This is a genomic window from Pseudomonas sp. YNh, assembly GCF_037993085.1.
In the GTDB taxonomy this organism is placed as follows: Bacteria; Pseudomonadota; Gammaproteobacteria; order Pseudomonadales; family Pseudomonadaceae; genus Aquipseudomonas; species Aquipseudomonas putida.
On the sequence record NZ_JBBMRJ010000027.1, the window covers coordinates 1 to 16,806 of the forward strand.

At 60.4% G+C, this 16,806-nt stretch carries 19 protein-coding genes; 10 read left to right on the forward strand and 9 right to left on the reverse strand.

Annotation, left to right across the window (positions count from 1 at the left end; translation table 11 throughout):
• The first annotated feature begins 236 nt into the window (after positions 1 to 236).
• On the forward strand, positions 237 to 536 hold the full coding sequence (locus tag WF331_RS22565; protein ID WP_340623321.1) for a hypothetical protein: 300 nt from the start codon (positions 237 to 239) through the stop codon (positions 534 to 536).
• A gap of 711 nt (positions 537 to 1,247) precedes the next feature.
• On the opposite strand, the gene WF331_RS22570 is transcribed toward WF331_RS22565, so the two are convergent.
• Entirely contained in the window at positions 1,248 to 1,484 is a 237-nt protein-coding gene (locus WF331_RS22570; RefSeq protein WP_016499105.1) for an Arm DNA-binding domain-containing protein, read from the reverse strand.
• A gap of 186 nt (positions 1,485 to 1,670) precedes the next feature.
• Positions 1,671 to 2,345 (reverse strand): polysaccharide lyase family 7 protein, encoded by a 675-nt coding sequence (locus WF331_RS22575; protein ID WP_016499106.1) that lies wholly within the window; start codon positions 2,343 to 2,345, stop codon positions 1,671 to 1,673.
• A 242-nt stretch (positions 2,346 to 2,587) separates the two neighbouring features.
• Here WF331_RS22575 and WF331_RS22580 point away from each other — a divergent pair, with 242 nt between their 5' ends.
• Positions 2,588 to 2,911 carry a DUF1654 domain-containing protein gene (locus WF331_RS22580; RefSeq protein ID WP_241800687.1) on the forward strand — a complete coding sequence of 108 codons (324 nt, stop codon included), beginning with the start codon at positions 2,588 to 2,590 and terminating at the stop codon, positions 2,909 to 2,911.
• A 38-nt stretch (positions 2,912 to 2,949) separates the two neighbouring features.
• Here the strand turns inward: WF331_RS22580 and WF331_RS22585 are convergent, their stop codons facing one another.
• A complete protein-coding gene (locus tag WF331_RS22585; protein ID WP_016499108.1) occupies positions 2,950 to 3,774 on the reverse strand; it encodes a S24 family peptidase in 825 nt (274 codons plus the stop codon).
• 164 nt (positions 3,775 to 3,938) lie between these two features.
• On the opposite strand from WF331_RS22585, the gene WF331_RS22590 reads away from it, so the two are divergent.
• Positions 3,939 to 4,253 (forward strand): hypothetical protein, encoded by a 315-nt coding sequence (locus WF331_RS22590; RefSeq protein WP_016499109.1) that lies wholly within the window; start codon positions 3,939 to 3,941, stop codon positions 4,251 to 4,253.
• 97 nt (positions 4,254 to 4,350) lie between these two features.
• Here WF331_RS22590 and WF331_RS22595 read toward each other — a convergent pair whose 3' ends face one another.
• Together WF331_RS22595 and WF331_RS22600 are read right to left on the reverse strand one after the other, a co-directional pair.
• On the reverse strand, positions 4,351 to 4,533 hold the full coding sequence (locus WF331_RS22595) for a hypothetical protein (RefSeq protein WP_016499110.1): 183 nt from the start codon (positions 4,531 to 4,533) through the stop codon (positions 4,351 to 4,353).
• A 94-nt stretch (positions 4,534 to 4,627) separates the two neighbouring features.
• Positions 4,628 to 4,972, reverse strand: coding sequence for a hypothetical protein (locus WF331_RS22600; RefSeq protein WP_016499111.1), 345 nt, complete (start codon positions 4,970 to 4,972; stop codon positions 4,628 to 4,630).
• 161 nt (positions 4,973 to 5,133) lie between these two features.
• On the opposite strand from WF331_RS22600, the gene WF331_RS22605 reads away from it, so the two are divergent.
• Positions 5,134 to 5,955, forward strand: coding sequence for a shikimate 5-dehydrogenase (locus WF331_RS22605; RefSeq protein ID WP_049275455.1), 822 nt, complete (start codon positions 5,134 to 5,136; stop codon positions 5,953 to 5,955).
• A 126-nt stretch (positions 5,956 to 6,081) separates the two neighbouring features.
• Here WF331_RS22605 and WF331_RS22610 read toward each other — a convergent pair whose 3' ends face one another.
• From WF331_RS22610 to WF331_RS22620, 3 genes are all read right to left on the reverse strand, one after another.
• Positions 6,082 to 6,324, reverse strand: coding sequence for a hypothetical protein (locus WF331_RS22610; protein ID WP_016499113.1), 243 nt, complete (start codon positions 6,322 to 6,324; stop codon positions 6,082 to 6,084).
• A gap of 97 nt (positions 6,325 to 6,421) precedes the next feature.
• Positions 6,422 to 6,949: a lactoylglutathione lyase gene (gloA, locus tag WF331_RS22615; protein WP_043196134.1), complete on the reverse strand. Its 528-nt coding sequence runs from the start codon at positions 6,947 to 6,949 to the stop codon at positions 6,422 to 6,424.
• Between the two features lie 219 nt (positions 6,950 to 7,168).
• Positions 7,169 to 7,531: a histone-like nucleoid-structuring protein, MvaT/MvaU family gene (locus WF331_RS22620; protein ID WP_284399017.1), complete on the reverse strand. Its 363-nt coding sequence runs from the start codon at positions 7,529 to 7,531 to the stop codon at positions 7,169 to 7,171.
• 361 nt (positions 7,532 to 7,892) lie between these two features.
• On the opposite strand from WF331_RS22620, the gene WF331_RS22625 reads away from it, so the two are divergent.
• The gene (locus WF331_RS22625; RefSeq protein ID WP_284398914.1) at positions 7,893 to 9,182 is read left to right on the forward strand and encodes an OprD family porin; all 1,290 of its coding nucleotides are present in this window, start codon (positions 7,893 to 7,895) and stop codon (positions 9,180 to 9,182) included.
• A gap of 67 nt (positions 9,183 to 9,249) precedes the next feature.
• Positions 9,250 to 9,999 carry a precorrin-6A synthase (deacetylating) gene (cobF, locus tag WF331_RS22630; RefSeq protein WP_340623302.1) on the forward strand — a complete coding sequence of 250 codons (750 nt, stop codon included), beginning with the start codon at positions 9,250 to 9,252 and terminating at the stop codon, positions 9,997 to 9,999.
• A gap of 129 nt (positions 10,000 to 10,128) precedes the next feature.
• Here cobF and WF331_RS22635 read toward each other — a convergent pair whose 3' ends face one another.
• Entirely contained in the window at positions 10,129 to 10,479 is a 351-nt protein-coding gene (locus WF331_RS22635) for a response regulator (protein WP_063426678.1), read from the reverse strand.
• Positions 10,480 to 10,720: 241 nt separating this feature from the next.
• Between WF331_RS22635 and WF331_RS22640 the strand changes: the two genes are divergently transcribed.
• From WF331_RS22640 to WF331_RS22655, 4 genes are read left to right on the forward strand one after another with little or no spacing between them, the layout of a single operon-like run.
• Entirely contained in the window at positions 10,721 to 14,188 is a 3,468-nt protein-coding gene (locus tag WF331_RS22640) for a response regulator (protein ID WP_284362831.1), read from the forward strand.
• Positions 14,185 to 15,006: a CheR family methyltransferase gene (locus WF331_RS22645; protein WP_016499120.1), complete on the forward strand. Its 822-nt coding sequence runs from the start codon at positions 14,185 to 14,187 to the stop codon at positions 15,004 to 15,006. The genes WF331_RS22640 and WF331_RS22645 overlap by 4 nt, the downstream gene beginning before the upstream one ends.
• A complete protein-coding gene (locus WF331_RS22650; RefSeq protein WP_019472989.1) occupies positions 15,003 to 15,578 on the forward strand; it encodes a chemotaxis protein CheB in 576 nt (191 codons plus the stop codon). The genes WF331_RS22645 and WF331_RS22650 overlap by 4 nt, the downstream gene beginning before the upstream one ends.
• A complete protein-coding gene (locus tag WF331_RS22655) occupies positions 15,572 to 16,798 on the forward strand; it encodes a hybrid sensor histidine kinase/response regulator (RefSeq protein ID WP_063426672.1) in 1,227 nt (408 codons plus the stop codon). Before WF331_RS22650 ends, WF331_RS22655 begins: the two co-directional genes overlap by 7 nt.
• The last annotated feature ends 8 nt before the right edge of the window (positions 16,799 to 16,806 follow it).

The following is a 16,806-nucleotide window of genomic DNA, read 5'->3' on the forward strand; positions in this document are numbered from 1 at the left end:
AACTAAACGGCAAACTCAGTGGCCAGAGCCATGATGAGTTACACCACTTCCTGGGACACGATCCGGGTATTCCTTGGTCGCCAATATCGCGGCAGTGAATAGAGGCCAGTGGCGTAAAAAAATGGAGCTTTCGTTCGTGGCCAGTGGTCAAGCTAGTTGGATAGGCCTAATTCCAAATGAAGGGGTCTGCCAGTCCTGGTTCCACCAACCACCAGCCGGCAATGAAGGAGAGCTTTATGCGAATGAGGGGCCACGTGTATTGGGCTTGGGCTGACCCTACACTGCACCACCAAAGTCATGAAGAAACACTGAGTGACGGCACTCGTATTGATGTTCGGGTGAGGCCTTGCCGACCTGGCGGGACGCAGATGTTCTTGGGGATTTATGCGCGGTCAGGGATGGCTTTATACGAAGAGGCATTCACCTCTCAGCCAGGCGAGTCGATGACGAGGATCCTTGCCAGGGGAGTGGCGCAAGCTCGTCGGATCGCTGCCGAGGGCGATCCTGCCGCCGATCTTCTCGCCGTCTCGAAATAGAGGGAGAGGGGTTAAAGCTGACTGGAGTACAAATGTGCTCTACATTAATTGGCCCCTATCACCAGAGAAACATGCTGCAGCAGAGCGGACTGTCAAAAACAAGGGGAAGTGCGATCCGGAATATCGCCGACGCTCAACGGCTACTGCCTGCACTCGACTTGCGCGGTGATTGTCGCCGGACAAGACCGCGCCAAGGTCACAATGTGGCTACATGGAAACCAGATTATGAGCTGGGTAAAAATTTGACCCTTGGACGACTCGAACTCGCCGGGCGGGGGGGGGGGCTGGTTGAGTAGAGGAAGGCGCTGGCGGGCAGCGCGTCAGGATGCGATGAGGTGGGCCGCTATGCCCTTGGCCAAGCGCCAAGGTTTCCAGATTGAAAGATGATCGAACAAGCGGCTGTAGTTACCCGCCAGCCCTGCAACCGCAAGGTATACAAACCACTTTCGCAGCATTCTGGAGAACTTTCTTTTAATGAATCGCAACAATCGGCACACCCTGAAAAATGGCCCTGTCGCAAAAACGAAAAAGCCCAACTGAGTGTTGGGCTTCAGCGTCACTCCTCAACACCAGCAGGAATGACAGGATCGGGCAAATCTACGGCACGGCGACATGACACTGCAAGCCCTTTCGAGCGCCTGTTTCCTGCCGCTTCACCGGGCGGACTGATCCGCTGCAGCCGCTAGCGTTAAGGCAGCGTGATACCGCACATCAATCTGTGCGCAAGATCGGGAACTGCGCCGCTGGATTGCGTGATTCGGCGTTCATCAATGCGCACGCAGTCGCGGCCTCGGACTTGTTGATAAAGCCGCGCTTGAGCCGCTGTTTCTCCTGGTTGTCGTAGATATCGAAGCCGCCCGAAGTTGTAGCGGCATAGAACCGGTTGCCAATGCAGAAGGACTCGCCTTCCACTGGCACAGCAGGAACGATAACGAATCTTGGTTGCATGTTTCGCACCTCCCCAGGCAGATAGCTAATTATTAGTCTGAGAGCGGGGAGGCAACAATATGACTCATCGAGACTAATCAATGGCGTGGCGTGTCACGCGTGTCAACCACGCGCTTTTGGTCAGCCGGCGTCCCGATGCCATTTGTGACGGGCGGGGCATCGGGATGCGTTGCCGGCTTTCGACGCTCAGCGATGGATCAGCGAGAGCTCGCTGATGATGCAGACCGAGCCGTCAGTGGCCGGCGTTGCATCGGTGTAGTCAACCTGGTTGTAGATGCCGCCGTGGAATTCGAACAGGCGCGACGCCCAAGTGCTGTCGAGCTGTAAATCACCAGAGGCGCCGGACACCCCGTTGCATTTGGCCGTTACATTCACCACGCCTGCAGACGTGGTGTGGATGCTCACGTTGAACTGCGCCCCCAGAGGCACCCCTTTGAGCACGGTCGAGTTTACCGGGTCGGTCTGGTTGTAGGTCCGCCGAAACCCCAGGGTAATGTTGCCTTTGTTCCAGAACACCTTCACCGGCGGGCTGTCATCCCCACGCACGTGCATCTGGGCGATCACCACCTTCAGCGCCGAGTTGACCTTGGTCAGGGTCATGGTTTGGCGATTCCAGTGATCCTGGGCGCTGGACAATGTCCAGTCTTCGGTTTCTGTCCACTCGCAGCGGGTCCTGTGGGTGCTTTTGCTCGAAGCACCTTTGGTAGGGGCTGAAAGCTGGATCGAGCCATCGCTGAGTACCGTTACCACACTCGGCAACCGCGCGATCGCTTCGGCACCGTTGAGTTCGAGTGCTACAGGATTGGTTGAGGAGACGGCCACCGGGGTGGCGATGGTGAGGTTGCTGATGTCTACGGTCATGGGAGCTCCTGACGAAAAAGTGGCTTGAAGGATGAACCGATCGAGCAGCCTTGCATCTGGCTGTCGAATCGAACATTAGCCTTAAGCTAAAATGTGGTCAATAGCTGGAAGCTAAATAAATTCGCTCTGAGACAAATTACCTGCTGGCGAAATTTTTCTGTGACAGGGCTTTACCCTGGATTTGGGGGTGAGATAAGCTTTCGCCGAGCACTGTACGAATATACAGCTATCAGGATGAGAATATGTCTAAGCACATGAATGCAGCACCCCAGCAGCATCAGGAAATGACCGGAGTAGAGCGGCTTGGCCTGCGGGTGTCGTCGATGATCAACCACCCGCTCGCACAGACGCAGCGCTGGGTCGTTGTGCATCGCCTGGATACCGACGGTGATGCGGAGTGGGAGGAAGTGATGGGCCTGCTGTCCGACACGCCTGAGTTGGACCTGACGTTCAACGACGACGAAAGCGTCACCGTGCGCTGGGAGCGTAGCAGTGTGGAGGAGCGTGACGACTTTATCGTCGAGCAGTTCAGCAAGGAGGAGGTTGAAGCGGCAGCGCCTTTCTGAGCGTTATGCAAAGCCCGCCAGGGTGGCGGGCTTCGGCTTCATACCAGGTGCGCATTCCACACCAAGAGCACCCTGGCCTGAATGTAGGTTTCTTCCCGGCGAATCATGCGGTCCTTGTGCCGCGAGTTGTCGGAAATCATCTCGAAGTGGTCATCGTCAGCGATCTGCAACCGCTTGATATAGATGTGATCACCCCAGGAGAAGAAGTAGATGCCATCGCCGACAAACTCGCGGATGCTGACATCGACGATCAGCGGGTCGCGGTGCTTGATGGTCGGCTCCATCGACTGGCCCCAGCCGGTGATCATCTTGAGGTGGTGGTGTTCAGTGAACGCCACACCCAGCTCGCGAAGATGGCTGGGGCTGACGCGAACGTCCTTGAACATCTCGGGGTAGTCGTGGGGGATCTGGCCACCGCCCATGGCGGCCCGCACATCGTAGTGGGCAATCCACACTTCGTCACCGACCAGGCCCGGGCGAACAAAGTCAGCCTTTATCAGCGTGGCATCCTGCGGTTCTTCTGCAGCGGCCAGCAGCCTTTGCCGGGTTTCTTCAGGGATTCCCTTGCCGCTTCGGGCAAGCATCTGCATGACCAGGTCGGCCGCCGAAAGCTTGCCTTCGCCCGCTTCGACCGACGGCTGCACGGGGTCGCCTGCCGACAGTGCGTCGAACCAACCCCGGGGCAGGCCTTCGATGCCCTCGATTCTGCGGGCCACATCATCGCCCAGGTTTTTCGCGGTCTTGTCGGAAAGAATCTGGCTCAGGTGTGCAGGCGCCATCCCCCAGCGTTCTGCGCAGGATCCCTTCTTCTGGCTGCCGATAAGCTTGACCAGGTTGTGCTTGCGAATGTCGTAGATGTCCATAGGACGAAGCATGCCAGTGTTTAGCTTGCTGCTAAATGTGCGCATGGCTAAATTAGCTCTTGTTGCAATGTTAGCTGTAGGCTAAATTAAATCCATCAACAAGAAAAGCCACTGAGGCATTTTTGTCCAGGGCTCGTCGCATCATCATCGGTAAAGAGGTTTACATGGATCCGACCGACCTCGGCCCGGGCACAGTCACTTGGCTGAGCGGCACGGGCACTGTGCTGCTAGGTGCATTTCTATGGCTGCGCAAGTGGCTGTCCCGGGATGCAGCCGAGCGTGCGATGGACAACGCAGATATTGCAGTTATCCGCCGCCTGACCGAGTTGCTGGACATTGAGCGGGACGCCCGGCGAGAGGCAGAAGCCAAAGCTGATCAGCTCGCCAGGGAGCGCAACGATCTGGTGCTGACCGTAGGGCGGCTGCAAGGCAAAGTGCTGGCGCTGACGAGCCAGCTGCGGCGTAGCTCACAACGCTGAGCCAACATTATGGTGACAGGGCCGGCAAAAAACCAAAAAAAAGCCCGCCAAATTGGCGGGCCATAAGGGCGTAGGGAGCAACGCACAACAAATTCGGTCAGGCGACCAAGGTGCCTGGTTGCAGCTGTTCAGCCAGGGCTTGGGCCGAGGCAAGGGATGGCATTGGCCCGCTCACGGCTTCGCCGTTGCGCACCAGGTACCAGCATGCCAGCAGGCCCTGCTCACGCAGTGAAGTGGGGACGGCGCTGCCGACAACGGACATGATCTGGATAGTGGCCATGAGGACCTCCTGTGAAACATGGCTCTACCATACGCAGCAGCCTGGGCGGTTTGAAATCAACTTCCTCGATAGTGGTCATTAGTTCTATCAACCCTTACCAGCGCGGTGGGCCGTAATACACCGGGGGCGGGCCGTAGTAGGTGCGATACCCCGGGGGCGGTGGTGCCGGCGCGTAGTACGGCTGGTAATACACCGGCTGCGGCGGTGGTTGCACGTAGACCGGCGGCGGCCCGTAATAGACCGGCTGGCGTTCGACGTACACCGTACGGTCACGCCCGCCATAAACCGTCGCGCCGACCACAGCGCCGACCACCGCCGCACCCAGGAGCGGGCCCGGCCCATACCAGCCACCGCCGCCATGGCCGCCGTGGGCAGCAGCGGGCCCGCTGATGGCCAAGGCGCCGACCAGCAGGGCGATTCCGGGAATGTGACGGTTCATAGAGCAACCTCGCAGAGAAACCCCACGTTCGGGGCCTTACTAATATGACTCCAGTCTCTGTCAGCTGAGCACAGGGGAACGGTAAAGGTTGTGTAAGGGACGACCAGTGGTTGGCTCTGTTACGCTGAACAAACGTTTCAGTTATGACAAAGGAGCAGGTTATGTCGACAACTCCCAGCAGGGATACCGTGCTGTGCATCTCCCTGGCCGGCCGCCCCGGCACCTTCGGCGTTCGTTTTCACAACCACCTGTACCAGCAGTTGGGCCTGGACTTCTACTACAAGGCCATGCGCACCGATGACCTGCCTGCGGCGGTGGCGGGGATCCGCGCGCTGGGTATCCGCGGTTGCGGCGTGTCGATGCCGTACAAGGAGGCCTGCATGGCACTGGTCGACGAAATCGACCCGTCGGCAGCGGCCATCGAGTCGGTCAATACCTTGGTCAATACCGATGGCCACCTGAAAGCCTACAACACCGATTACCTGGCCGTGCGCCAGTTGCTGGCGCAGCATCAGGTCGATCCGGGCACCGCCTTTGCCTTGCGTGGCAGTGGTGGGATGGCCAAGGCCGTGGCCAGTGCCCTGCGTGATGCCGGCTTTGCAGAAGGCATCATCGTTGCGCGCAACGAGCAGGCCGGTCGGCAACTGGCGGATGTGTGCGGCTATCGATGGGTGGCGGAGCTGGGCGACATCTGCCCGCCGATGCTGGTGAACGTGACGCCGATCGGTATGGCAGGCGGGCCGGAGGCAGAGGCGCTGGCGTTTTCCGAGCAGGCCATAGCGGCGGCGGAGCGGGTGTTTGATGTGGTGGCGATGCCGGCACAGACGCCGTTGATCCGCCGGGCCCAGGCGTTGGGCAAGCCGGTGATTACGGGGTTGGAGGTGATTGCGCTGCAGGCGCTGGAGCAGTTTGTGCTGTACACGGGTATCCGGCCGACGCGGGCGCAGGTTGAGGCCGCAGTAGCTTACGCCCGGGAGGGCTAGTTACTCCTGTGCTGGCCCCTTCGCGGCTAAAGCCGCTCCCACAGGTACAGCAGAGCATCCGAAATCTGTGGGGCACCTGTGGGAGCGGCTTTAGCCGCGAAAGGGCCAGTACAGACCATAAAAGGGTCAGAACACCTTGTGCCCGTCATCCAGCTGCTGGTCGACCAGGGCCCGGCCATGGGCCAGCGACACATGCTGCGCATTCTCAAGGCTGGAAAAAAACTTCATTGGCATCGACAGGCGCTTGCTGGTATGCCCGTCGGGCGCGGTGATCATGCAGCCGGCGGCGTAGGGCAGGGGGGAGTCGGGGTGGGGCATCACGCTGGCGGTGATGGTGTGCTCGCGGTATTCACAGTGAAGAGATTGCATCGTCCTTACCTCGCTGTGGCATGTGAAGCAGTTACCTTCATATACCACAGCAAGGGGCCGGGAGTTCCCGGCCCGACGAGCGAACAACGACCAACGCTTAGCCCTTGAGCTCGGTCGGCTGGATCACTTCGACCCAGTAACCGTCCGGGTCCTTGACGAAGGCCAGGTGGTTCATGCGCCCGTCCTGCAGGCGTTTCTGGAAGGGTACTTCCAGTGCTTCGAAGCGCGCACAAGCTGCGCGCACATCCGGCACGGAGATGCAGATGTGGCCAAACCCGCGCGGGTCGGTGTTGCCGTTGTGGTAAGCAAACTCGGCATCGTTTTCGGTGCCGTGGTTGTGGGTCAGCTCCAGTACGCCAGGGATCGACTTCATCCACTGGTGGCGTGCGGCGTCATCGGCGGGAATCTGCGCCGGGTCGACCAGGGCCAGGAAGTACAGGCTGAAGGCGGCTTCCGGGAAATCGCGCTTGTCCACCAGGCGGAAGCCCAGCACGCGGGTGTAGAAGTCCAGCGACTTCTCGATGTCCTTGACCCGCAGCATGGTGTGGTTGAAGACGAATTGGGCGGTAGCGGCATCCGGTTGGGCGGTGACGCCAGGCAGGGTTTGCAGATCGTGCAGGCTCATGGGAACTCCTGAGACGGGGCCGGGCGCAGGGCACCGGCAAAACAGACAGGCTGGCCATGATACGGCAGTGCGCTGATTGCGCAAATGAAAGCGCCCTGCACAAGGCAGGGCGCTAGAATTAGAGGCCCGCATGTGCGGGCGCGTGGGGTCGCTAGTCCTTTAGCTGTCTCGATACTGAGCCAGCCCTTGTGAAAAAAGTGTGAAGCAAGTGTGGACGTTTCATCGGCGTACCCAGCTTTCTACCGTGGCGCCCCCGTACTGTTCTTTCCAGGCCTTGAGGCCCCGGTGGTTGCCACCTTTGGTCTCGATCCGCTCGCCGGTGTGCGGGTTCTGATAAACCTTTACCACGCGCGGACGGCGCTGTTGTTTGGGCGCTGTGCTGGTACCCCTGCTTACCGCTTTGGGGTCGAGGATGGCGATGATATCGCGCAGGCTCTTGTCATAGCTTTTCATCAGGCCGACTAGTTTCTGCTCGAATTCGATTTCGCGTTTGAGGCCGGCATCCTTTTTCAAGGCTTCCAGTTGCGCGATCTGCTCCTGGAGCGCTTTTTCGGCAGCACGAAACTCTGCAAGTCTGGACACTGTAATCACTCCTGTACGTCGGTCGTGGCAGGGCGTGACGAACATTGAATACGCATAAAAACGCCAGCCACGCGGGTGGGTTCCGCTGTTCGCTGATATCGAGTGTAGTCATTCATGGGTACTTGGTAAACTGCTAACTTTTGTAAGTAAGGCGGGAACTTTCCTAGTTTTGCGTGCGGTATTTTCCGGGTTTTTTGCGCCTGCCCTTCGGCACGTTTAGACCATGGTCCAATGGCCTGTGCCAGAGCCTTTGCGCGATCATTTCAGATGATGGCCGGCGATTGTTCGGCCTTGTCGCAGTGCCGTGGCCAGTTCGTGCCACAGTGTGTAAACTCGCCTTTGATTCTGGATGTTCCCTCGCATGTTTTCCCCTTTCCCCCTCGCCCCTGGGCGCCGTGTTGCCGGCCTGTTCCTGTTGTGTGCCGGCGTCAACGCCCAGGCCGCCGGTTTTCTTGAAGACAGCAGCGCCAAGATTGAAGCACGCAATGTCTATTTCAACCGGGATTTTCGTGACGGCCATAGCAGTTCCAGCCAAGGTGCGTCCAAGCGGGAAGAATGGGCTCAAGGTTTCATCCTTAATGTGCAGTCGGGTTATACCCAGGGCCCGGTAGGTTTTGGCGTGGATGCGCTGGGCATGTTCGGTTTCAAACTCGACTCCAGCCCGGCCGACAGTAACAGCGGCTTGCTGCCTTCTTCCGGGCATGATCCTCGGCACTCGGCTGACCAGTACGCGAAGATGGGGCTGGCGGCCAAGGTCAAGGTGTCCAATACCGTGTTCAAGTACGGCTCGATGATGCCCGATGTGCCCTTGCTCAAATACAACGATGGCCGCCTGCTGCCTACCATGTTCCATGGCGCCATGCTCACGTCTGAGGAAGTGCGCGACTTGAAGTTCACCCTGGCCCGCCTGGACAAATACACCGCACGGGATTCGACCGACCGCCAGGACATTCGCGTGCACTGCAAGAACAAGCGCTATGCCTGCGATATCGAAGCCGACCACTTCGACCTGGCTGGTGTCGATTACCGCTTCAACGAGCGAATCAGTGCCCAGTACCAGGTGGCCAAGCTGGAAAACATCTACCGCCAGCACTTCCTCGGCCTGGTCGCCAGCCAGCCGTTGGCGGTGGGCAGCCTGTCGGCTGACCTGCGCCTGATCAAGAGTGATGACATTGGCAATGCCCGCGCGGGTGCAATCGACCATCGCGCCTTCAGCGGCATGCTCGGCTATAGCCTGGGCGGCCACAAGATCAGTGCCGGCTGGCAGCGGATGTATGGCGACAGCGCCATGCCCTACCTGGATGGCAGCAACCCGTACCTGGTCAACTATGCCCAGGTCAACGACTTCGCCGCCGCTCAGGAGCGTTCCTGGCAGGTGCGTTACGACTATGACTTCAAGGCGCTGGGCGTGCCCGGCCTGACCTTCTTCACCCGGTACATCAACGGCGACAATATCAAGGTGCCGGGCAGCAGCGCCGAAGGCAAGGAATGGGAGCGCGACACCGAGTTCAAGTACCAGGTGCAAAGTGGCACTTTCAAGGATGTCAGCGTGCGCCTGCGTAATTCCACCTATCGCAGCAACTATGAGAAGTGGGCGCGTGACATGGATGAGACACGTGTCATTGTCAGCTACAACTTCTCGATCTTCTAGGCGAGCTTTTTGCCAAATACCGGCGGCCGCCTGACAATGGCTGCTGGTTCCCGCAAAGGGCAGGGCAATGAAAGACCTCTTGTTGATTGGCATCGGTGCGGGTGACCCGCGCCAGATCACTTACGAAGCAGTGGATGCGCTGCGTAGCGCCTGCGTGTTCTTCGTGCTCGACAAGGGCGGCGAAAAGGATGCGCTGGTCCGCCTGCGCAAGGCCATTCTGCAACGCTACCGTCCCGAGGGTGGCTATCGCCTGGTGCAGGTGGCCGACCCCTTGCGCGATGGCCAGGCGGATGACTACCTGGGCGCGGTGCAGGACTGGCATCGACAGCGAGCTGCGCTGTATGCCCAACTGATCGAGCAGGAGATTGGCGATGGGGAAACCGGCGCCTTTCTGCTGTGGGGCGAGCCAACCCTTTACGACAGCACCCTGCGTATTCTCGACCTGGTCCGCGAACGTGGCCTGGCGCTGCGCCTGCGGATAATCCCTGGCATCAGCAGTGTGCAGGCGCTGGCGGCGCGGCACCAGGTGCCGCTCAACCGCATCGGCGAGCCTCTGACCGTGCTGCCAGGGCGGCGCCTGGCCGGGCAGGGGCCTATCGACAATGTGGTGGTGATGCTCGACGGGCAGTGCGCGTTTGCCCAGCTTGATGACCCGGAGCTGGTGATCTACTGGGGCGCGTACCTGGGGACCGAGGATGAAGTGCTGATTGCCGGGCCCTTGCAGGCGGTGAAGGCACGCATACTGGAAGTGCGGGAGCAGGAGAGGCGGCGCAAGGGGTGGATCATGGATACCTATCTGTTGCGCAGGGAGCTCTGAGCTGTGTTGCCTGTACTGGCCTCTTCGCGGGTAAACCCGCCCCCACAGGGACTCCACAGCGTTCGAAACGGTGCGGTCCCTGTGGGAGCGGGTTTACCCGCGAAGGGGCCGGTACAGGCAGTCCCAATCTCAAACCGGACCGAGCATGGCCACCACCTTGTCGCGCAACTGGTCGATGCTGAACGGCTTGCCGATCAGGTGCATGCCCTCGGGCACATTGATACTGTCGGCATAGCCACTGGCGAACAGCACGGGCAGCAACGGGCGCAACTCGCGTGCTTTGCCCGCCAGTACCTCACCGCGCATGTCCGGCAAACCCACATCGGTCATCATCAGTGCCAGTGTCTGGTTCGGGTCTTCGAGCACCCGCAGCGCGGCTGCGGCGTCTTCGGCTTCGATGACCGAGTAGCCCAACTCGTCGAGCACTTCGACCATCAACATACGGACGATGTCGTCATCTTCGACTACCAGAAGGTGCATGGTTTGGGTCCTGTGCAATGAATGTCTTTAATCTGTGCTCCGGTTGGCAGCAGAAGTTCCCGAGGATACCGATCCCTGCAATCAGATGGAACGATTGGCGCACTGCGCCTTCAAATACTGGCTAAATGCCCTGCCAGACCCGGTAAAGCTGGTTAGACTCGCTTATCAGGACGGCGCAGTGGCAGATAACAACAATCCGCCACTCTTTTCCAATGGACTTTTCTTGCTCGGGCGTTTTCACATGATTCAAGCAGCCTCGATGGACCAGCGAAGCTTCCGCAAACTGTTGAGCCGTAACATCGGCCTACCCTTGGGGGTTGGCCTGCTGGGCGCGGTGGCCTTCGTCGCGGTGATCAATTACCTGCTTTCGGCCATGCAGTGGGTCGAGCACACCGACCGGGTGATCGGCAATGCCAACGAGACGGTCAAACTGTCGATCGACATGGAAACCGGTATGCGCGGCTTCCTGATCACGGGTGACGAGCGTTTCCTTGACCCCTACGAGGTGGCCAAGCCACGTATTCTCGGCAGCCTGCAAAGCCTGCGCGCGATGGTCGAGGACAACCCGCAGCAGGTTGATCGCATCGACCGGCTGATTGCCTTGCAGCACGCCTGGAACGACTTCGGCAACGAGATGATCACCCTGCGCCGCACCCAGGGCGATTACCAGGCCTCAATCGGCAATGGCCGGGGCAAGCGCATCACCGATGAAATCCGCAAGGAATTCGATGGCCTGATCAGCACCGAACAACAGCTGCGCATGGCCCGGAACGAAACGGTCAGCTCGGTTACTGTGACGGCGATTTCGGCCTTCGTGCTGTTCATCGTCAGCCTCAGTGGTTTGCTGGCGTACCTCGGCCGTCGAGACCTGCTGGCCCTGTCGACCAGCTACGATGAAAACCTTCAGGCCCAGCAGCGCTCGGCGCAGCGTCTGGAGCACCAGGCCTGGTTGCGCAACGGCCAGACCCAGCTGGCTCAACAGGTGCTCGGTCAACTGTCCTTGCCCATGCTCGGCGACAACATCCTGCGCTTCTTCGCTTCTTATCTGGGCAGCGTGGTGGGCGCCGTGTATGTGCGCGACGAGCATGGCCGCCTGGTGCGGGTGGCCTGTTATGGCCTGGGCGCCGAAGAGCAGGCCCGCGAGCAGATCAGGCTGGACCACGACGGCCTGTTGGCCCAGGCGGTGCGCGAAGGCCGCCTTTTGCGCCTGGACGACCTGCCAGAAGACTTCTATCGCCTCAGTTCCGGCCTGGGCAGCGGCTTGCCGCGCAGTGCGCTGCTGATGCCGGCCACCGAAGACGGTCAGATCAACGGGGTGATCGAGCTGGGTTTCCTGCGCCCTCTGCAAGAACGCGATGAAGAGCTGCTGGAGCGCGTCGGCGGCAACCTCGGCATGTCCATCGAAAGCGCCCGTTATCGTCAGCGCCTGCAGGAAGTGCTGGCCGAAACCCAGCAACTGAATGAAGAGCTGCAGGTGCAGCAGGAAGAACTCAAGACTGCCAACGAAGAGCTTGAAGAGCAGTCACGAGTGCTCAAGGAGTCCCAGGCCCACCTGGAGACCCAACAAGCCGAGCTGGAGCAGACCAACGAGCAGTTGTCGGAACGCACCGATGCGCTCGACCGCAAGAACGATGAGCTGGGCCGGGCGCAGGTGGAGTTGCAGGCCCGCGCCGACGACTTGCAGCGCTCGAGCAAGTACAAGTCCGAATTCCTCGCCAACATGTCCCACGAGCTACGCACGCCGCTGAACAGCTCGTTGATCCTGGCCAAGCTGTTGGCAGAAAACGGCGAAGGCAACCTCAGCGAGGAGCAGGTCAAGTTCGCCGAATCCATCTACTCGGCCGGCAACGACCTGCTCAACTTGATCAACGACATTCTCGACATTGCCAAGGTCGAGGCCGGTAAACTCGAAGTACGCCCCGAGACCACCCAGGTCGAGCGCTTGGCAGAAGGCTTGCGCGGCATGTTCCAGCCGCTTGCCGGCCACAAGGGCCTGGCCTTCGAGGTCAAGGTCGAGCCGCAGGTGCCGACCACCCTGTTCACGGACCGTCAGCGCCTTGAGCAGATCCTCAAGAACCTGTTGTCCAATGCCATCAAGTTCACCGAGCGTGGCCAGGTCAGCATGAACGTCAGCTTCCAGGCTGGCAATGGTATCGTATTCGCGGTGCGTGACAGCGGCATCGGCATTGCTGCCGATCAGCAGCAGGCGATCTTTGGCGCCTTCCATCAGGTCGATGGCACCAGCAACCGCCGCTACGGTGGCACCGGCCTGGGGCTGTCGATTTCCCGTGACCTGGCGCATTTGCTCGGTGGCCAGATCAATGTCGAGAGCACCCCGGGCCAGGGCAGTGTGTTCAGCCTGATTCTGCCGGAACGCTATGCCGCCGAGGCGGAGGACATAGAGCCGCAAAGCCTGCGCCCTGCCGTCGACGCGTTGCCACCTGCGCCGCAAGTGCCTGTGGCCGCTACCACCCTGCGCCCGGCGCCGACTTTCGCCGACGATCGCGAGCGGGCACCTTTCGATACCCGGTGCATTCTGGTGATCGAAGACGAGCCCAACTTTGCCCGCATCCTCTTCGACCTTGCGCACGAACTGGGCTACAGCTGCCTGGTGGCCCATGGTGCCGACGAAGGCTTCGAGCTGGCGGCCCAGTACATACCGGACGCCATCCTGCTGGACATGCGCCTGCCCGACCACTCGGGCCTGACCGTGCTGCAGCGCCTCAAGGAGCAGGCCGGCACCCGCCATATCCCGGTGCACATCATTTCGGTGGAAGACCGCGTCGAGGCGGCCATGCACATGGGCGCGGTAGGGTATGCGGTGAAACCGACCAGTCGCGAAGAACTCAAAGAAGTCTTCGCTCGCCTGGAAGCCAAGCTTACGCAAAAGCTCAAGCATATCCTCCTGGTGGAAGACGACGACCTGCAGCGCGAGAGCATCGCCCGGCTGATTGGCGACGACGATATCGAGATCACTGCCGTGGCCATGGCCCAGGATGCCTTGGCGCTGTTGCGCGAGAACATCTACGACTGCATGATCATCGACCTCAAGCTGCCCGACATGCTCGGTAACGAGCTGCTCAAGCGCATGACCGCCGAGGATATCCGCTCCTTCCCGCCAGTAATCGTGTACACCGGGCGCAACCTGACCCGCGAAGAAGAAGCCGACCTGCTCAAGTACTCGCGGTCGATCATCATCAAAGGCGCGCGTTCGCCGGAGCGCCTGCTCGACGAAGTGACGCTGTTCCTGCACAAGGTAGAATCGCAGCTGTCCAACGAACGCCAGCGCATGCTCAAGACTGCGCGTAGCCGCGACAAGGTGTTCGAGGGGCGCAAGGTGCTGCTGGTGGACGACGACGTGCGTAATATCTTCGCCCTGACCAGTGCCCTGGAACACAAGGGTGCCATCGTCGAGATTGGCCGTAACGGCCGCGAGGCCATCGAGCGCCTGGAGCAGCATGACGACATCGACCTGGTGCTGATGGACGTGATGATGCCGGAAATGGACGGCTTCGAGGCCACCCGGCTGATTCGCCAGCAACCGCGCTGGCGCAAACTGCCGATCATCGCCGTGACCGCCAAGGCCATGAAGGATGACCAGCAGCGTTGCCTGCAGGCCGGAGCCAATGATTACCTGGCCAAACCGATCGACCTGGATCGTTTGTTCTCGTTGATTCGTGTATGGCTGCCGCAACTGGAGCGAATTTGACTAGCGAACGTAACACCGACATTGAAATCCGCTTGCTGATCGAGGCCATCTACCTCAAGTACAGCTACGATTTTCGCAATTATTCCGGCGCCTCGATCAAGCGCCGGATCCTGCATGCGCTGCGCCAGTTCGACTGCCTGACGGTATCGGCGCTGCAGGAGCGCGTGCTGCATGACCCCGGCATGTTCATGCAGTTGCTGCAGTACCTGACGATCCCGGTCAGCGAGATGTTCCGCGACCCTGACCACTTCCTTGCCGTGCGCAACGAAGTGGTGCCGCTGCTGCGTACCTGGCCCTCGATCAAGGTATGGATCGCGGGCTGCAGCACAGGCGAGGAGGTGTATTCGATGGCCATCCTGTTGCGTGAGGAGGGCCTGCTCGAGCGCACCATCATCTACGCCACCGACATCAACCCGCATTCGCTGGACCGGGCCAAGCAGGGTATCTACTCGATGCAGAGCATGCGCGAGTACGAGGAAAACTACCGTCTGGCCGGTGGCCGTCGTGACTTTACCGAGTACTACACAGCGGCCTATGGCAACGCCATCATGGACAGCAGCCTGCGCGACAACGTGACCTTCGCCGACCACAGCCTGGCCACCGACAGCGTGTTCTCCGAGACCCAGCTGGTGTCGTGCCGCAATGTGCTGATCTACTTCAACAAGGAGCTGCAGGACCGCGCCCTCGGGCTATTCCATGAGTCGCTCTGCCACCGGGGTTTCCTGGTGCTGGGCAGCAAGGAGTCGGTGGACTTTTCGGCCTACAGCGACCGGTTCGAGCCGCTGGTCAAGCCCGAACGGATCTTCCGTAAGTCATGAACGGCGTACGCGCAGTGGTGATCGGCGCCTCGGCTGGCGGCGTGGCGGCATTGTTTGAAGTGCTCGGCGCGCTGCCACCGGCGTTCGCCTTACCTGTGCTCTGCGTGCTGCACCTGCCGGACGACCGCCATAGCCAACTGGCCGAAGTGCTGCAGCGTCGGCTGCATCGGCCGGTGCACGAGGCACGTGACAAGGAACGCATCAGCAGCGGGCAGATCTATGTGGCGGGTCCGAGTTACCACCTGTCGGTGGAACACGACCTGACGCTGTCGCTGAGCCAGGAAGAACCCGTTCATTTCTCGCGTCCAGCAATCGATTTTCTGTTCATCTCGGCGGCCGATGCCTATGGCGATGGCCTGCTAGGTGTGCTGCTCACCGGTGCCAACGAAGACGGCGCCAGGGGCCTTGCCTATATCAAGAACAATGGGGGCCGCACGATAGTCCAAGACCCTCGCGACGCACAGGTCGCCCTGATGCCGGAGGCCGCCCTGGCCCTGCACCAGCCCGACCATATCCTTACTCTGAGTGGTATCGGGCAGCTGCTCGCGACCCTGGAATACAGCGCATGCTAAGCCACACCACCGCCAAACTGCTGATTGTCGACGACCTGCCGGAAAACCTGCTGGCGCTCGATGCCCTGATCCAGGGCGACGACCGCGAGGTGCACCAGGCCCAGTCTGCCGAAGCGGCGTTGTCGTTGCTGCTCGAGCACGAGTTCGCGCTGGCCATCCTCGATGTGCAGATGCCGGGCATGAACGGTTTCGAACTTGCCGAGCTGATGCGCGGCACCGACAAGACCAAGAACATCCCGATCGTTTTCGTCAGCGCCGCAGGCCGCGAGATGAACTATGCCTTCAAGGGCTACGAGAGCGGCGCCGTGGACTTTCTGCACAAGCCGCTCGATACCCTGGCGGTAAAAAGCAAGGTCTCGGTGTTCGTCGACCTGTTCCGCCAGCGCAAGGTGCTGGGCCGGCAGCTGGAGGCCCTGGAGCATAGCCGCCAGGAGCAAGAGCTGTTGCTCAGCCAGCTGCAGGTGGCGCGATGTGAGCTGGAGCATGCAGTGCGCATGCGTGACGACTTCATGTCGATCGTCTCCCACGAGGTGCGTACGCCGCTCAATGGCCTGATCCTGGAAACCCAGTTGCGCAAGATGCACCTGGCACGGGGCAACCTGGACGCCTTCAGCGCCGACAAGCTGCAGGCCATGGTCGAGCGCGACGAGCGGCAGATCAACAGCCTGATCCGGTTGGTCGAAGACATGCTGGATGTTTCGCGCATCCGTACCGGTAAATTGTCGCTGCGTCCCAGGCTGTTCGACCTCGGCCAGCTGGTGCGCGGGTTGGTGGAAAACTTCACCGCCCAGGCCATGGCCCTGGACACACACATCGAACTGCAGCGCTGTGAAGCATTGAAGGGGGAGTGGGACGAATTCCGGATTGAACAAGTAGTGGCCAACCTGCTGTCCAATGCCATGCGTTACGGCGAGCGCAAACCGGTGCAGGTGCGGGTGTTCGAGCAGGAGGGCATGGCCTGGGTGCAGGTGCAGGATCACGGCATCGGTATCAGCGCCGCCAACCAGCAGCGGATCTTCCAGCAATTCGAGCGGGTCGCTGCCCAGCAAGCCAGCGGGGGCTTGGGCTTGGGGTTGTACATCTCCGAGCAGATCGTGCAGGCGCACGGTGGCCGGATACGGGTTGAAAGCGAGGAAGGCAAGGGCGCCACATTCACCCTGCAATTGCCGCTGGCAACATTCAAAGAACAAAACGACCAGGCTCGGGCAACCTCTGCGTAAGCCTGGGG